Origin of the sequence: Streptomyces sp. SID14478, from assembly GCF_010548525.1 — a bacterium.
GTDB lineage: Bacteria > Actinomycetota > Actinomycetes > Streptomycetales > Streptomycetaceae > Streptomyces.
This window is the reverse complement of the sequence record NZ_JAAGMG010001426.1, coordinates 1-13,671: the sequence shown is the minus strand read 5'-3', so window position 1 is coordinate 13,671 and position 13,671 is coordinate 1. Positions and strand designations below refer to the sequence as shown.

Genomic DNA, 13,671 nt, shown 5'->3' with positions numbered 1-13,671 from the left:
GACGGACGAACCTCTGGTGTGCCAGTTGTCCTGCCAAGGGCATGGCTGGTTGGCTACGTTCGGAAAGGATAACCGCTGAAAGCATCTAAGCGGGAAGCCTGCTTCGAGATGAGGACTCCCACCCCCTTTGAGGGGTTAAGGCTCCCAGTAGACGACTGGGTTGATAGGCCAGATCTGGAAGCCCGGTAACGGGTGGAGGTGACTGGTACTAATAGGTCGAGGGCTTGTCCTCAGTTGCTCGCGTCCACTGTGTTGGTTCTGAAACCACGAACAACCCCGTACATGGTCACGTACGGTGCGGTTGACAGTTTCATAGTGTTTCGGTGGTCATAGCGTGAGGGAAACGCCCGGTTACATTCCGAACCCGGAAGCTAAGCCTCACAGCGCCGATGGTACTGCAGGGGGGACCCTGTGGGAGAGTAGGACGCCGCCGAACTAATTTTGAATGGAAAAGCCCCGGGCCGGGATACGGTCCGGGGCTTTTCTGCGTTTAAGGTCAGGGTATGGGAAAGCGCTATGACCTCGTCATCTTCGACAACGACGGTGTGCTCGTCGACAGCGAGCCGATCTCCAACACGCTTCTGGCCGGCTATCTCACCGAGCTCGGTCACCCGACGTCGTACGAGGATTCCCTGCGGGATTACATGGGCGCCGCCATGCACCGCGTGCACGATCTCGTGCGGGAACGGACCGGGGAGGAATTGCCCGAAGACTTCGACGAGGTGTTTCACGGGCGGGTGTTCGCCGCGTTCGAGCGGGAGCTGAAGCCCGTGGTCGGTGTCTTCGACGTGTTGGAGAAGCTGACGGAAGAGGGCGTGCCCTATTGCGTGGCGTCGTCGGGGAGCCATGAGCGGATCCGGGTCGGGCACCGGACGACGGGGCTCGACAAGTGGTTCGGTGAGGGGCGGGTCTACAGCTCGGAGGACGTCGGGCGAGGCAAGCCCGCACCCGATCTGTTCCTGTACGCCGCCGAGCGGATGGGCGTACCGCCCGAGAGGTGCCTCGTCGTCGAGGACAGTCCGCTCGGGGTCCGGGCCGCCGTCGCCGCGGGCATGGACGTGTACGGGTTCACCGCGATGACGCCGGCCGAGCGGCTCGACGGTGCCGACCGGCTCTTCGGGGACATGCGGGAACTGCCCGGCCTCCTGGGGTGAATTGGCAGGCTGATCCATCTACCCACCGGTAGGTCTGGGGCATACGCTGAGCCGCCATGAGCGATGGGTCCGATGGCATAACAGGTGTCCTGCGGTGGGGGCGAAGAGCGCTGGGGTTCAGCTTCTTCGCGCAGGGAGCGGCGTTCGCGCTGCTGGTGACGCGGATTCCCGCGATCCAGGACCAGTACGGAATCTCGGACGGGTTGCTGCCCGTCTTCCTCGCCGCGGTGCCGATCCTGGCCGGTGCCGGGAGCGTGGGCACCGAGCAGCTGGTGAAGCGGGTACGGCCCAGCCTGGTGCTGCGGTGGTCGCAGCCCGTCGTGCTGCTGGCGCTCCTGGGGGTGGGTGCAGGGGACAACCTGTGGGAAGTGGCCGTCGCGCTGGGCGCGTTCGGGCTCGCCGTGGGTGCGCTCGACGCCTCCATGAACATGCTGGGCGTCAGTCTGCAGCGGGCGTACGGGCGCAGCATCATGCTGGGCTTCCACGCCGCGTACAGCCTCGGGGGGATCGTCGGGGCGTCGGTCGCGTGGGCCGGGGCGCACTGGGACCTGTCGCTGTTCGTGTCGTACCTGCCGGTGGTCGTGGTGCTGCTGCCCGCCGCGCTGGTGGGCAGTCGCTGGTACGTGGACGGGGGCGCGGAGGTCCAGGAGCCGGCTGCCGGGGAGCAGGCCGGCGGAGCGGGCGGTGGCGTCGTCTTCAAGATGCTGCTGCCGCTGTGCCTGGTGATGGCGTTCGCGTACATCGGGGATTCGACGGTCTCCAACTGGAGCGCGAAGTACCTGCAGGACGTGCTGGGCAGCTCGGAGCAGCTGTCGACGGTGCCGTACAACGTCTACATGGTCATGACGCTCGTCGGGCGGGCCGTGGGCGACGTGGGGGTGCGGCGGTTCGGGGCCGTGCTGGTGGTGCGGATCGGGACGGTGGTGGCCGCCTGTGGGTTCGCCGTCGTGGCGGTCGCGCCGGGGCCCTGGGTGGGGATGCTCGGATTCACGCTGCTGGGGCTCGGGCTGTGCGTGATCGTGCCGCAGACGTTCGCCGCGGCGGGGCGGATGTTCCCGAAGGCGTCGGATGCCGCCATCGCGCGGCTCAATATCTTCAACTACGTTGGTTTTCTGGTGGGTTCGCCGCTGGTGGGCGCTTTGGGCGATGCGTGGAGTTATCGCGGCGCCATGCTCGTACCGATGGTGTTGGTGCTGGTGACGCTCGTGTACGCCCCTTCGTTCGGTTCCGGGACGGACCGATACGGTGGCAAGCATGAGCGGCCGCGCGCAGTTGATGTGGGACCCGGCGGTAGCGGGGTATGACTTCGGACCCGGGCATCCGATGGACCCGGTCCGGCTCGAGCTGACCCGGGGCCTGGTCGACGCCTTCGGGCTCGACCGGGACGTGGCGGTCGTCGCGGCCAAGCGGGCGGGTGACTCCACGCTGCGGCTGGTGCACCGCGAGGACTACGTGGAGGCCGTGAAGGCCGCCTCGGCGGATCCGGGCGCGGCCGACCAGGCGTACGGCCTGGGGACCACCGACGACCCGGCCTTCGCCGGCATGCACGACGTCTCCGCGCTGATCGCGGGGCAGTCGGTGGGCGCCGCCGAGGCAGTGTGGCGGGGCGAGGCCCTGCACGCCGTGAACTTCGCCGGCGGGCTGCACCACGCGATGCCGGGGGCCGCGTCCGGGTTCTGCGTGTACAACGACGCCGCGCTCGCCATCGCCAGGCTCCTGGAGCTGGGCGTGGAGCGGGTCGCGTACGTGGACGTCGACGTGCACCACGGGGATGGGGTCCAGGCCGCGTTCTGGGAGGACCCGCGCGTGCTGACCGTCTCGCTGCACGAGCATCCGCGGACGCTGTTCCCGCAGACCGGGTGGCCCGAGGAGACCGGGGCGGACGGCCCCGGCGAGGGCACGGCCGTCAATGTGGCGCTGCCCGCCGGGACGGGGGACGCGGGCTGGGTGCGGGCCTTCCACGCCGTCGTACCGGAGCTGCTCGCCGAGTTCCGGCCACAGGTGCTGGTGACGCAGCACGGCGCCGACACGCACTTCGAGGACCCGCTCGCGCACCTCGCGGTGTCGCTCGACGCGCAGCGGGCCGTACAGGTCGCCTGTCACGAGCTGGCGCACGAGTACGCGCAGGGGCGCTGGGTCGCACTGGGCGGTGGCGGGTACGCCGTCGTCGACGTCGTGCCCCGCTCGTGGACGCATCTGGTGGCCATCGCCGCCGGGCGGGAGATCGCGCCGGAGACGGTGATCCCGGACGGCTGGCGTCAGGAAGTCTTCGCCCGTACGCGGCAGTTGGCGCCGGGCCGGATGACGGACGGGCGGTGGCCCGTCGCGTACCGGGAGTGGGAGGCCGGGTACGACCCCGCGGACCGGCTCGACCAGGCGATTCTGGCCACGCGGAAGGCCGCGTTTCCGCTGCGGGGACTGCTGCCGTAGGGCGGTGGCCGGTCGCCGGGGGCACGGTTACTCCGACTGTGGGGTGTTTTCCCGTTTTTGGGGTGCTCGGGGCGTCAATGCGCCAGCATCTCAAGCGTGTTGAGCACCGGCGCCCTGCGTGCGCACCTGTTGGCGGCTCGGCTTGCCGGGCCCGTGGCGACCTCCCGCGAGGAGAGTCTGCGCAGCTACCGGCTTTTCGAGGCGCGGGACCCGCGCGTCCTGCTCGGCCTCGATCCCGAATGGCGTTGGGCGCAGCGGGACTTGCTCGCGCTGATGGCCGACAAGTGCGGGGTCTCGGGAGATCCCGCGCACACCTCCGGGTACGACGTCATCGACCCGGAACTCACGCTGGCGGCCCTCGACGCGTTCGCGGATCGGCTCGGCCGGGCAGCAGACACCCGTTCGCCCGTGCTCATCGGAACCGGACATCCGCACCGATTGCTCGTTTTCTACGCCGCGTTGGCGGACGCCTTGTCGGCGGCGGGGTGCCCTGTCCTCACCCCGGCGCAGGGTTGCAGTGTCGACATAACGACCCGGTTCGGTCTACGCACGTACAACCTTGACTACGTACGAGGAGTCGCGCTGGTGCGGGAACCCGGCGCACGGCCACCCGGCAGTGAGACCGGCGCGCACACCCACTCACCCCTCCCGGTTCGTACCGTGCTGGCCGCGTGCGCGGAGGCCGGCGGGCCGCTTCCGGGGCTTGTCGTGGGAGACCACGGATGGGTCTGCGGTGCAGGTCAGTTGGGGTTCGACGCCATCGGTCTGGCCGATACGGATGACCCGGCCCTGTTCGTCGGTGAGGCCGAGGGGCAGGTGTCCGTCGTCGTTCCGCTTGATGACGCTGTGCGGTCTGATTACTACCGACCGCTTACTCGCTATGTACTCAATCGAGCGTGTCTGTCACAGTAGGCGGCCGATCGCATCTCCTCTTCCCCACTCGCACCACACGCCCCTACATTGGGGAGTGAGCACGCAACGACGTTGAGTCACCGGAAGGGGAAGCCGGTGGCCGTCGAGTGCGGAAGGTTCAGGTGTGTCATGGCTGCTGGTGAGAGTAGGCCTCTGAACGAGGTGCAATTCCTGACCGTCGCGGAAGTCGCTTCGGTCATGCGAGTGTCCAAGATGACCGTGTACCGACTGGTGCACAGTGGTCATCTGCCCGCGATCCGGGTCGGGCGGAGCTTCCGCGTCCCGGAGCAAGCGGTCCACGAGTACCTCCGCGAGTCCTATGTGGGGGTGGAAACGGGCTGACCGGCACCCCCCGGGAGCGCCTGCGGAGCTGCTCCGGAGGTCCCGGGGACCCCTCGATTTCTAGCTCGGCGCTCGGGCGGGGTACGCTGGCCCTCCGTAGGTCGTGTGGGCCCCAATGCAGCCCCGCACCGAGTGATTGTCCCTGCATTGCAGGGGTTGTCCGAGAAGTGAGCGAGGGTAGTCGTGGGCTCTGTCATTAAGAAGCGGCGTAAGCGGATGGCGAAGAAGAAGCACCGCAAGCTGCTGAAGCGCACTCGTGTGCAGCGTCGCAACAAGAAGTAAGCGACCACTGCAGTAAGCACGGTCTGTGGCCCTTTCACCGTTCGGTGGGAGGGCCACAGTGCGTTCCCGCGAGGGCCACAGTGCGTTTCCGGTCACCGTGAATGATGGGGTCATCACAGCGCAACATCGAACCGCTAACGTGTGCGGCGCGGACAGTGCATGCGGAGCGCGGCGGGCTGGGACGGAAGGCAGGCGCTGAATCTTGGGCAAGGTCGTGCTCGTGACCGGGGTGGCCCGGCAGCTCGGGAGCCGTTTCGTGCGGCGGATCCAGCGGGACCCGGACGTGGACCGGGTGATCGGCGTGGACGTGGTGCCGCCCGCGCACCACCTGGGCGGTGCGGACTTCCTCGAAGCCGACATCCGGCAGCCGACGATCGCGCGCGTGCTCGCCGAGTACGCGGTCGACACCGTCGTGCACATGGACGTCACCGGGACCCCGCTGGCCAGTGGCGGGCGCGGCTCGGTCAAGGAGACCAACGTCATCGGCACGATGCAGCTCCTCGGCGCGTGCCAGAAGGCGCCGAGCGTGAAGCGGCTCGTGGTGAAGTCGAGTACGAACGTGTACGGCTCGGCGCCGCGCGATCCGGCCGTGTTCACCGAGACGACGCCGCCCAAGTCGCTGCCCAGCGGCGGCTTCGCCAAGGACGCCGTCGAGGTCGAGGGGTACGTGCGCGGGTTCGCCCGGCGCCGCCCGGACGTCGCCGTATGCGTACTGCGCTTCGCCAACATCCTTGGTCCCACGGCCGATTCGCCGCTCGCCGAGTACTTCGCGCTGCCGGTCCTGCCGACCGTGCTGGGCTACGACCCGCGGCTGCAGTTCGTGCACGAGGACGATGTCATCGAGGTGCTGCGGATCGCCTCGCACGAGCCCGAGCGCGGCTCGCTCAACAGCGGCACCTTCAACGTCGCGGGCGACGGCGTCCTGCTGCTGTCGCAGTGCTCGCGCCGGCTCGGCAGACCGACCGTCCCCGTACTGCTGCCGGCCGTGACCTGGGTGGGCGGGGCCCTGCGTACGCTGGGTGCGACGGACTTCTCGCCCGAGCAGATCAGGTTGCTCACGCACGGGCGGGTGGTGTCGACGACCCAGATGCGCGACACACTGGGATTCCGGCCGAAGTACACGACCGCGGAGACCTTCGCGGATTTCGTACGCGGCCGGGGCCCCGGACTGCTGCCGCCCCAGGCCCTGGCGTCAGCTGTGGACAGGATCGCGTCGCTGCCCTTCCCGGGCGGGCGCACACCCGGCCACCCCTCGACGCAGAGCGCCAACTGAGGAGCGCGTGAACGATGGCGGACGCCAAGGTCATTCCGTTCGACGACGACAGGTCGCGGGGCGCCACCGGCAAGGGTCCCTCGCGGCGCCGGGGCACGGGCGGTAGCGCCCGGCGCAAGGGCGAACCCCTGGGCGCCGCCCGGGAGGTGCGCGAGGTCCCACCGCTGCCGGCGCAGGGCTCGGCGCCCGAGCCGGAGCCGCAGGCACCCCAGGAGCGCGCTGGCTGGGACCGGCGGATCGCGGGCGGGCTCGCGTTCCTGCGGCGGCGGGTGACCGGGGACTACGACGTCGACGAGTTCGGCTACGACAAGGAGCTCACCGACCAGGTCCTGATGTCGATGCTGCGGCCGATCGCGGAGAAGTACTTCCGGGTCGAGGTGAAGGGCGTCGAGAACATCCCGTCGGAGGGCGGGGCGCTGATCGTCTCCAACCACTCCGGGACGCTGCCGCTGGACGGCCTGATGATGCAGGTCGCGGTCCACGACAACCACCCGGCGGGCCGCCACCTCCGCCTCCTCGCCGCCGACCTGGTCTTCATGCTGCCGGTCGTCAACGAGCTGGCCCGCAAGGCCGGGCACACGCTGGCCTGCGCGGAGGACGCCCAACGGCTGCTGGAGAGCGGCGAGTTGGTAGGAGTCATGCCCGAGGGCTTCAAGGGCATCGGCAAGCCGTTCAGCGAGCGGTACAAGCTGCAGCGGTTCGGCCGCGGCGGCTTCGTGTCGACCGCGCTGCGCGCCGGGACGCCGATCGTGCCGTGCTCGATCGTCGGGGCCGAGGAGATCTACCCGATGATCGGCAACGCGAAGACGCTGGCCCGGGTGCTCGGCTTCCCGTACTTCCCGATCACGCCCACGTTCCCGTGGCTGGGACCGCTCGGCGCGGTGCCGCTGCCGACGAAGTGGACGATCCAGTTCGGGGAGCCGATCCCGACGGACGGGTATCCGCCGGAGGCGGCCGAGGACCCGATGCTCATGTTCAACCTGACGGACCAGGTCCGGGAACAGATCCAGCACACGCTGTACAAGTTGCTGGTGCAGCGGCGGTCGGTGTTCTTCTGACGGGTGCCGGGCGTCCGGCGCAGGGTCGTGCAGGGTCTCCTGAGGCATGAGGAAGGGCCCGGGGGTGAACCCCGGGCCCTTCCTTGTGCGCTGGGTGCTACTTCGCGTCCTCGCCGTCGATGCCCAGGCCGGGCAGCAGGCCCGGCAGGAGCGGGGGCAGCGTGACGTCCGGCTTGGGGGAACCCGGCGTGTTCGAGCCGGACTTCCCGTCGGACGGCGTCGGGGTCGACTCGTCCTTCGGCGGGTCCAGGAGGCCGCCGGTGTTCTCGCCGAGCAGGCCGCTCTCGTCCTCGCCGGTACCGGAGTCGGACGGCTTCGGCTTGCTGGAGCTGCCGCCGCGCTGATCGGTGCCGGCCGAGCCGGACGGCGCCGAGCGGTCGGTGCCGGGCGCCTCCGGGGACGTACCGTCAGTGCGGCCGGGGCTCTCGGAGCCGCCCGTGCTGGGGGGCTGCGGCAGCAGGGAGCGCAGCGGACCGACCTCTTCGTCTATGGCGTCGAAGACCGAGCTCACCTGGTCCCTCACGTCACCGAGCTGCACCGGCAGGCGGTTGCTCAGCGTGCTCCAGCTCTGCCGGTGGGACTGGGTGAACGCGGACAGGGCCTGGATGGGGCCGAGCGAGCCGTCCCGCTTGTACGCGTCGCTGAGCAGCTGGTGGCCGTGCGAGGCGTCGTACTGCATGCCGGAGAGCGCACGCCTGACCTCGCCCACGAATTCGTGGTCGAGCTGACCGCCGCGGTCGCGCTCCATCAGCCGCCGCGCCTCGTTGAGCCGCGTCGACGCCTGGTCCAGGTAGATCTGCCCGCGGTCGGAGTCGCTGTCCGCCATGCCGAGCTTGAGGTCCTCCATGCCGCGCTTGAGCCCGTAGAGGTTGTCACCGGGCAGTGCGTTCGAACTCGCCGCGGCCACTCCGCTGAACGCGCCCGCGGCCACCCCGACCGTGAGCCCGCCCGCGGCGATCCCCTTGGACAGGCGTGAGCGGGGCCGCAGCTTGCGCAGCGACGTCGCCCGGTGTGCTCCCTTGCCCTTGCGCTGCTCCGGCACGGAGGGGCCCGTGCCTTCTTGGAGCATGGCCTCCATGGCCGCAACGAGCTGGGCCCGCTGCACCACCTTGACCTCGGGGTCCATCTCCGGTTTCGGTAGCTCGCCGAGGCCGGTCGACAGGGACAGAAGCCTGCCCTGCTCGGCCTGGTCGCTCTGCCCAGCGGCCGGTTCCTCCGGCTGCTGCGCCGCCGGGTCCCGGTCGGACTGGTCCTCGAGGGCCTGGGCGAAGGCGTTCGCCCGCCGGTGTGCCGAGACGTTCGCGATCACTGGCGGCACCTCCTCTCGTCATGACGGTCGACTCCCATGTCGACTCCCCAGGGGGTCCTGAGGGTTGCACGCCCGGCCCGCTTGCACACGATCGAGTGAGCGAAGCGGAGGCCGGAAGTGACCACAGGGAGCCTGCATCCCGCACAACGAGCGGCGCGGCACTTGGGTTACGGACGAAAGATGATCCGACCGCGAAAGCATCTCCCTTTCACGCAAGGTGAGTTGGAAGATGCGCTCGGTGACGGATGCGGTCAGCGGACGTCGTCCGGGAGGAGCCGGGCGAGCGTGCGCACGGCCCGGTACTGGAGGGTCTTGATCGCGCCCTCGTTCTTGCCCATCACGCGAGCGGTCTCGGCGACGGACAGACCCTGCAGGAAGCGCAGCGTGACGCACTCCTGCTGCTGCGGGTTCAGTCGTCGTACGGCGTCGAGCAGGGCCGCGTTCGACAGGGATTCGAGGACGGAGTCCTCGGGGGAACGCTCCACTTCGTTGGCGTCGAGCATTTCGCCCGTGGTCACTTCGAGGCGGAAGCGGCTCGACTTGAAGTGGTCGGCGACCAGGTTGCGCGCGATCGTGACCAGCCAGGCGCCGAAGTCGCGGCCCTGCCAGGTGAAGGTGCCGATGCGGCGCAGGGCGCGCAGGAATGTCTCGCTGGTGAGGTCCTCGGCCGTCGCCTTCCCGCCGACGCGGTAGTAGATGTAGCGGTAGACGGTGTCGCTGTACTGGTCGTAGAGCCGGCCGAAGGCATCCGCCTCACCGGCCTGGGCCCGCTCGACCAGATCCATCATGCGGGCGCTGTCGCTGTCCGCCGCGGGGCGGCGGGCGGTCGACGTGCCGGACGCACCGGCGGCTCCGGAGCGTGCGCGTCTGCCGACGGTGGCGGTGCTGCTGTCGGCCATGGCGAAGCACGGGCCGACCGGCGCAGGGGCGGCGAGGGCGGGGACGGCGTACGCGGTGGGGACGAAGCCGCGCAAGCGGTCTACGACCGTTGCGCGCAGCGTAGCCAGGCCCGAGGCGTCAACCCCGACGTGTTGAAACACGGGACTCCCAGAGGCAGAGCTTCCATCACGTGCAGTGCGGGACCGATCACTCGTCGTACTGACGCGTGGGTACCGGTTTGCGTCTGAGGAGAATAACGCTTCGTGCAGGGAGCGCTACACCGAGTTGCTCAAATCATCGATTACGTCACTTCTGTAGCTGATCGCCGATGATTCAAGTACCAGAGAGTGACCACTTGTTGATCGGATTAGGTCATCTTCCGGCTGCGGCCGTGACGCGTTGTGGCCGAGTGCTATCCGCGGGACTGGCCGGGGCTCGGCGGGGGAAGACCCCTGGATTGGGGCGGTGGCCGCTGCGGCGGGAGCGGTCAGCGACGACGCCGGTGCAGGGCGATCGCCGCCGCTGTGCCGCCCGCGACCGCGCCGACGCCGGCCGCGGCCGGGATGCCGACCTTCGCGGCCTTGCGGCCGGTGCGGTAGTCCCGCAGCCGCCACTCCCGCTCGCGCGCGTACTTGCGCAGTTTCGCGTCGGGATTGATCGCGTACGGGTGCCCGACGAGCGAGAGCATCGGGATGTCGTTGTGGGAGTCGCTGTACGCGGCGCAGCGGCCGAGCTCCAGGCCCTCGGCCGACGCCAACGCCCGCACCGCCTCCGCCTTCGCGGGGCCGTGCAGCGGCTCGCCGACGAGCTTGCCCGTGTAGACGCCGCCGATGGACTCGGCGACCGTGCCGAGGGCCCCGGTCAGGCCGAGGCGGCGGGCGATGACCGTGGCGATCTCCACGGGCGCGGCCGTGACCAGCCAGACCTTCTGCCCGGCGTCCAGGTGCGCCTGGGCGAGCGCGCGGGTGCCGGGCCAGATGCGCTCGGCCATGTACTCGTCGTAGATCTCCTCGCCGATGGACATCAGCTCGGAGACGCGGTGGCCCTTCACGATCGACAGGGCGCTGTCGCGGGCGTCCTGCATGTGCTCGGGGTCCTCGACCCCGGCGAGTCTGAACCAGGCCTGCTGCCAGGCGAACCGGGTGAGCTCGCGGCGCTGGAAGAACTTCCGCTTGTACAGGCCGCGGCCGAAGTGGAAGATCGCGGCGCCCTGCATCACGGTGTTGTCCAGGTCGAAGAAGGCGGCGGCCTTGTCGTCGCCGACGACCGGGAACTCCGGTTCCCCTGCCGCGTCGTCCGCGGCGGGCGGCGGAACCTGCTCCTCCAGCTCCTGGGAGGACTTGCGGGCGGCCTCCGCCGAAGCCTCGCCTGCCAGCACGCTCCGCGCGGTGGCGGAGCGCCTACGGGGTGTGAGCCATCCGAGAGCGGCCATGTGGTGAGCATAGCCAGCTTGTTCGGTGCTTCCGGAGACGAGCGGATTTCGGGAAGCTGTCGCTCTGTGAAATCCCGACTACGAAGGGCGTCGTACGAGGGCCGGGCGCGGGGTCAGAATGGCCGGTATGAGTCCCATCTTTCGCCGGAGCGAGAAGAAGAATCCCCAGGAGCGCGTCGTCACGCTGATCGGAAAGCCCGGATGTCATCTGTGCGATGACGCACAGGCGGTGATCGAAAAGGTCTGTGCCGAGGTCGGCGCGTCCTGGGAGAAGAAAGACATCAACGAGGACGAGGAGTTGTACCGGAAGTACTGGGAGCAGATCCCGGTCGTCCTCGTCGACGGTGCGCAGCACGACTTCTGGCGCGTACAGGAGGAGCGGCTGCGGCGCGCACTCACGCAGTAGCGCTGCGCGCACGGGCGGCGGGCGGGGCGGGGGCGCGGTCGCGCACGTCACTGACCGACGAGTCCAAGTGGTCCCGAAAGTCGCTTAGGATCGGGGGCGGTTTTGGTCTCGGGGGCGTGGATCGTAAGGAAGGTGTGCGGTTTTGCCCCCCACAGGTGAGCAACGAAGCCGCCTGCGCGCCGGTTCCACTGATGCGTGCGGGGGGCGCGTGACCCCGGTCACGTTGGCCGGGCAAATCGGACACCATCTTTGTGCACGCGTTCACAAAGACATAGCCTGCATTCGACGGGGCGGTCTTGGAACGAACAGCCGCCCACAGCCCCGCTCTACCCGCAGGAGCACCGTGGCAACTGGCCGAACTCACCGACCGGCGACCCGCAGCCGAGGAATTCCCGAGGCCACCGTCGCCCGTCTCCCGCTGTACCTCCGAGCCCTCACCGCTCTGTCGGAGCGCTCGGTGCCCACGGTCTCCTCCGAGGAGCTCGCGGCCGCGGCGGGGGTCAACTCCGCGAAGCTGCGCAAGGACTTCTCGTACCTCGGCTCGTACGGGACCCGGGGCGTCGGCTACGACGTCGAGTACCTCGTCTACCAGATCTCACGCGAGCTGGGCCTCACGCAGGACTGGCCGATCGTGATGGTCGGTATCGGTAACCTCGGTGCGGCGCTTGCCAATTACGGCGGTTTCGCCTCGCGCGGGTTCCGCGTGGCGGCCCTCATCGACGCCGACCCGGCCATGGCCGGCAAGTCAGTGGCCGGCATGCCGGTGCAGCACGCCGACGACCTCGAGAAGATCATCGACGAGAACGGCGTCTCCATCGGCGTCATCGCGACCCCCGCCGGTGCCGCGCAGCAGGTCTGCGACCGGCTCGTCGCCGCCGGCGTCACCTCCATCCTGAACTTCGCGCCGACCGTGCTGTCCGTGCCGGACGGCGTCGACGTGCGCAAGGTCGACCTCTCCATCGAGCTGCAGATCCTCGCCTTCCACGAGCAGCGCAAGGCGGGCGAGATCCTCCAGGCCGCCGAGGCCGAGGGTGCCGTCGGCGTCGAGGGCCCCGCCGCCAAGGTCACCAAGCCCGCTGCCGCCGACCGCAAGGGACCCGACGGGGACGTGCCCGCCGTGATGCCGGCATGAGTCTCCTCGTCGTGGGGCTGAGCCATCGCAGCGCCCCGGTCAGCGTCCTGGAGCGGGCCGCGCTGAATCCGGAATCCCAGGCCAAGCTCCTGCAGGACACGATCGCCGCCGAGCCGGCCGCCGAAGCCGCCGTCCTCGCCACCTGCAACCGCATCGAGCTGTACGCGGACGTGGACAAGTTCCACGCCGGCGTCGCCGAGCTGTCGACGCTGCTCGCCCAGCACAGCGGGGTCGGCCTCGAGGAGCTCACTCCCTATCTTTATGTGCACTACGAGGACCGGGCGGTGCACCACCTGTTCTCGGTGGCATGTGGGCTCGACTCGATGGTGGTCGGCGAGGGCCAGATCCTCGGCCAGATCAAGGACACCCTCGCGCGGGCGCAGGAGATGCACTCCGCGGGCAAGCTCCTCAACGACCTCTTCCAGCAGGCCCTGCGGGTCGGCAAGCGCGCGCACTCCGAGACCGGGATCGACCGCGCCGGTCAGTCCCTCGTCACCTTCGGGCTCGAACAGCTCGCGGTGGCGCAGCCGGTGGACGCCTGGGCGCAGGGCAAGCGCGCGCTCGTCATCGGCGCGGGATCGATGTCGTCGCTCGCGGCGGCCACGCTCGCGCGGGCCGGCGTCAGCGAAGTCGTCGTCGCCAACCGGACGGCGGAGCGCGCCGAGCGGCTCGTCGAGATCCTCACGGAGGCGGGCGCCGTCGCCCGCAGCGTCGCCATGGACGCCGTGGCGGACGAACTGACACGTGCCGACGTCGCCATCTCCTGCACCGGCGCGACCGGACTCGTCCTGACCGCCGACGCCGTACGGGCCGCCGTCGCCGGACGCACGCCGACCGCGGGCGCCGAGGTGCCCGCGACCTCGACTTCCGTTCCGGGCAAGGCAGTTGCCGACGGCTGCCCGGTCGACGCGGTGCGCAGCGGGTTCTCCGTCGAGGGCGAGGCCGCCGTCGCCGGGTTCGACGCCGCCGCGCTCGAACAGCACGGCGCCTGGGTGGACAACGCCCCGGGCGAGCGCGTGCGCCCCGTCGAGCCCTCCGAGGCCGAGGCCATCGCGGCACTGG

The 13,671-nt window shown here is 69.7% G+C and carries 14 protein-coding genes and 2 rRNA genes; 13 read left to right on the top strand and 3 right to left on the bottom strand.

Going from position 1 to position 13,671, the window contains the following annotated elements; translation table 11 throughout:
- The 10 genes from G3I40_RS44910 to G3I40_RS44865 all read left to right on the top strand — a co-directional run.
- Positions 1–232: ribosomal RNA gene (locus G3I40_RS44910) — 23S ribosomal RNA — on the top strand; the annotation flags it as partial.
- Positions 233–319: 87 nt separating this feature from the next.
- Positions 320–436, top strand: a 5S ribosomal RNA gene (rrf, locus tag G3I40_RS44905).
- Positions 437–503: 67 nt separating this feature from the next.
- Complete coding sequence (locus tag G3I40_RS44900; protein ID WP_164560537.1) at positions 504–1,154, top strand: HAD family hydrolase; 651 nt, start codon at positions 504–506, stop codon at positions 1,152–1,154.
- A gap of 77 nt (positions 1,155–1,231) precedes the next feature.
- A complete protein-coding gene (locus tag G3I40_RS44895; RefSeq protein WP_164560539.1) occupies positions 1,232–2,458 on the top strand; it encodes an MFS transporter in 1,227 nt (408 codons plus the stop codon).
- Complete coding sequence (locus G3I40_RS44890; protein ID WP_164560536.1) at positions 2,409–3,584, top strand: acetoin utilization protein AcuC; 1,176 nt, start codon at positions 2,409–2,411, stop codon at positions 3,582–3,584. Before G3I40_RS44895 ends, G3I40_RS44890 begins: the two co-directional genes overlap by 50 nt.
- A 96-nt stretch (positions 3,585–3,680) precedes the next feature.
- A complete protein-coding gene (locus tag G3I40_RS44885) occupies positions 3,681–4,496 on the top strand; it encodes a phosphatase (protein ID WP_164560535.1) in 816 nt (271 codons plus the stop codon).
- 129 nt (positions 4,497–4,625) lie between these two features.
- Positions 4,626–4,838 (top strand): helix-turn-helix domain-containing protein, encoded by a 213-nt coding sequence (locus G3I40_RS44880; protein WP_164560538.1) that lies wholly within the window; start codon positions 4,626–4,628, stop codon positions 4,836–4,838.
- Positions 4,839–5,021: 183 nt separating this feature from the next.
- Positions 5,022–5,120, top strand: coding sequence for an AURKAIP1/COX24 domain-containing protein (locus G3I40_RS44875; protein ID WP_003948845.1), 99 nt, complete (start codon positions 5,022–5,024; stop codon positions 5,118–5,120).
- Positions 5,121–5,322: 202 nt separating this feature from the next.
- Positions 5,323–6,393 carry an NAD-dependent epimerase/dehydratase family protein gene (locus G3I40_RS44870; protein WP_164560534.1) on the top strand — a complete coding sequence of 357 codons (1,071 nt, stop codon included), beginning with the start codon at positions 5,323–5,325 and terminating at the stop codon, positions 6,391–6,393.
- Between the two features lie 14 nt (positions 6,394–6,407).
- The gene (locus G3I40_RS44865) at positions 6,408–7,451 is read left to right on the top strand and encodes a lysophospholipid acyltransferase family protein (RefSeq protein WP_164560533.1); all 1,044 of its coding nucleotides are present in this window, start codon (positions 6,408–6,410) and stop codon (positions 7,449–7,451) included.
- Positions 7,452–7,548: 97 nt separating this feature from the next.
- On the opposite strand, the gene G3I40_RS44860 is transcribed toward G3I40_RS44865, so the two are convergent.
- The 3 genes from G3I40_RS44860 to G3I40_RS44850 form a co-directional block, all read right to left on the bottom strand.
- Complete coding sequence (locus tag G3I40_RS44860) at positions 7,549–8,760, bottom strand: DUF5667 domain-containing protein (RefSeq protein ID WP_164560532.1); 1,212 nt, start codon at positions 8,758–8,760, stop codon at positions 7,549–7,551.
- A gap of 251 nt (positions 8,761–9,011) precedes the next feature.
- Positions 9,012–9,800 (bottom strand): ECF subfamily RNA polymerase sigma factor, BldN family, encoded by a 789-nt coding sequence (locus tag G3I40_RS44855; protein ID WP_164560531.1) that lies wholly within the window; start codon positions 9,798–9,800, stop codon positions 9,012–9,014.
- Positions 9,801–10,126: 326 nt separating this feature from the next.
- On the bottom strand, positions 10,127–11,071 hold the full coding sequence (locus G3I40_RS44850) for an HAD-IB family hydrolase (RefSeq protein WP_164560530.1): 945 nt from the start codon (positions 11,069–11,071) through the stop codon (positions 10,127–10,129).
- Positions 11,072–11,198: 127 nt separating this feature from the next.
- Between G3I40_RS44850 and G3I40_RS44845 the strand changes: the two genes are divergently transcribed.
- The 3 genes from G3I40_RS44845 to hemA form a co-directional block, all read left to right on the top strand.
- On the top strand, positions 11,199–11,477 hold the full coding sequence (locus G3I40_RS44845) for a glutaredoxin family protein (protein ID WP_164560529.1): 279 nt from the start codon (positions 11,199–11,201) through the stop codon (positions 11,475–11,477).
- Positions 11,478–11,820: 343 nt separating this feature from the next.
- Entirely contained in the window at positions 11,821–12,609 is a 789-nt protein-coding gene (locus tag G3I40_RS44840) for a redox-sensing transcriptional repressor Rex (RefSeq protein WP_164560528.1), read from the top strand.
- Positions 12,606–13,671, top strand: a 1,066-nt coding sequence (hemA, locus tag G3I40_RS44835) for a glutamyl-tRNA reductase (RefSeq protein WP_164560527.1), incomplete at its 3' end; no start/stop codon positions are given. The genes G3I40_RS44840 and hemA, both read left to right, overlap by 4 nt.

Excerpts from the sequence above, each read along its gene's own strand:
- G3I40_RS44900 (WP_164560537.1), top strand. The coding sequence starts at position 504 with ATGGGAAAGCGCTATGACCTCGTCATCTTCGACAACGACGGTGTGCTC.
- G3I40_RS44890 (WP_164560536.1), top strand. The coding sequence starts at position 2,409 with ATGAGCGGCCGCGCGCAGTTGATGTGGGACCCGGCGGTAGCGGGGTAT.
- G3I40_RS44880 (WP_164560538.1), top strand. The coding sequence starts at position 4,626 with ATGGCTGCTGGTGAGAGTAGGCCTCTGAACGAGGTGCAATTCCTGACC.
- G3I40_RS44865 (WP_164560533.1), top strand. The coding sequence starts at position 6,408 with ATGGCGGACGCCAAGGTCATTCCGTTCGACGACGACAGGTCGCGGGGC.
- G3I40_RS44850 (WP_164560530.1), bottom strand. The coding sequence starts at position 11,071 with ATGGCCGCTCTCGGATGGCTCACACCCCGTAGGCGCTCCGCCACCGCG.
- G3I40_RS44845 (WP_164560529.1), top strand. The coding sequence starts at position 11,199 with ATGAGTCCCATCTTTCGCCGGAGCGAGAAGAAGAATCCCCAGGAGCGC.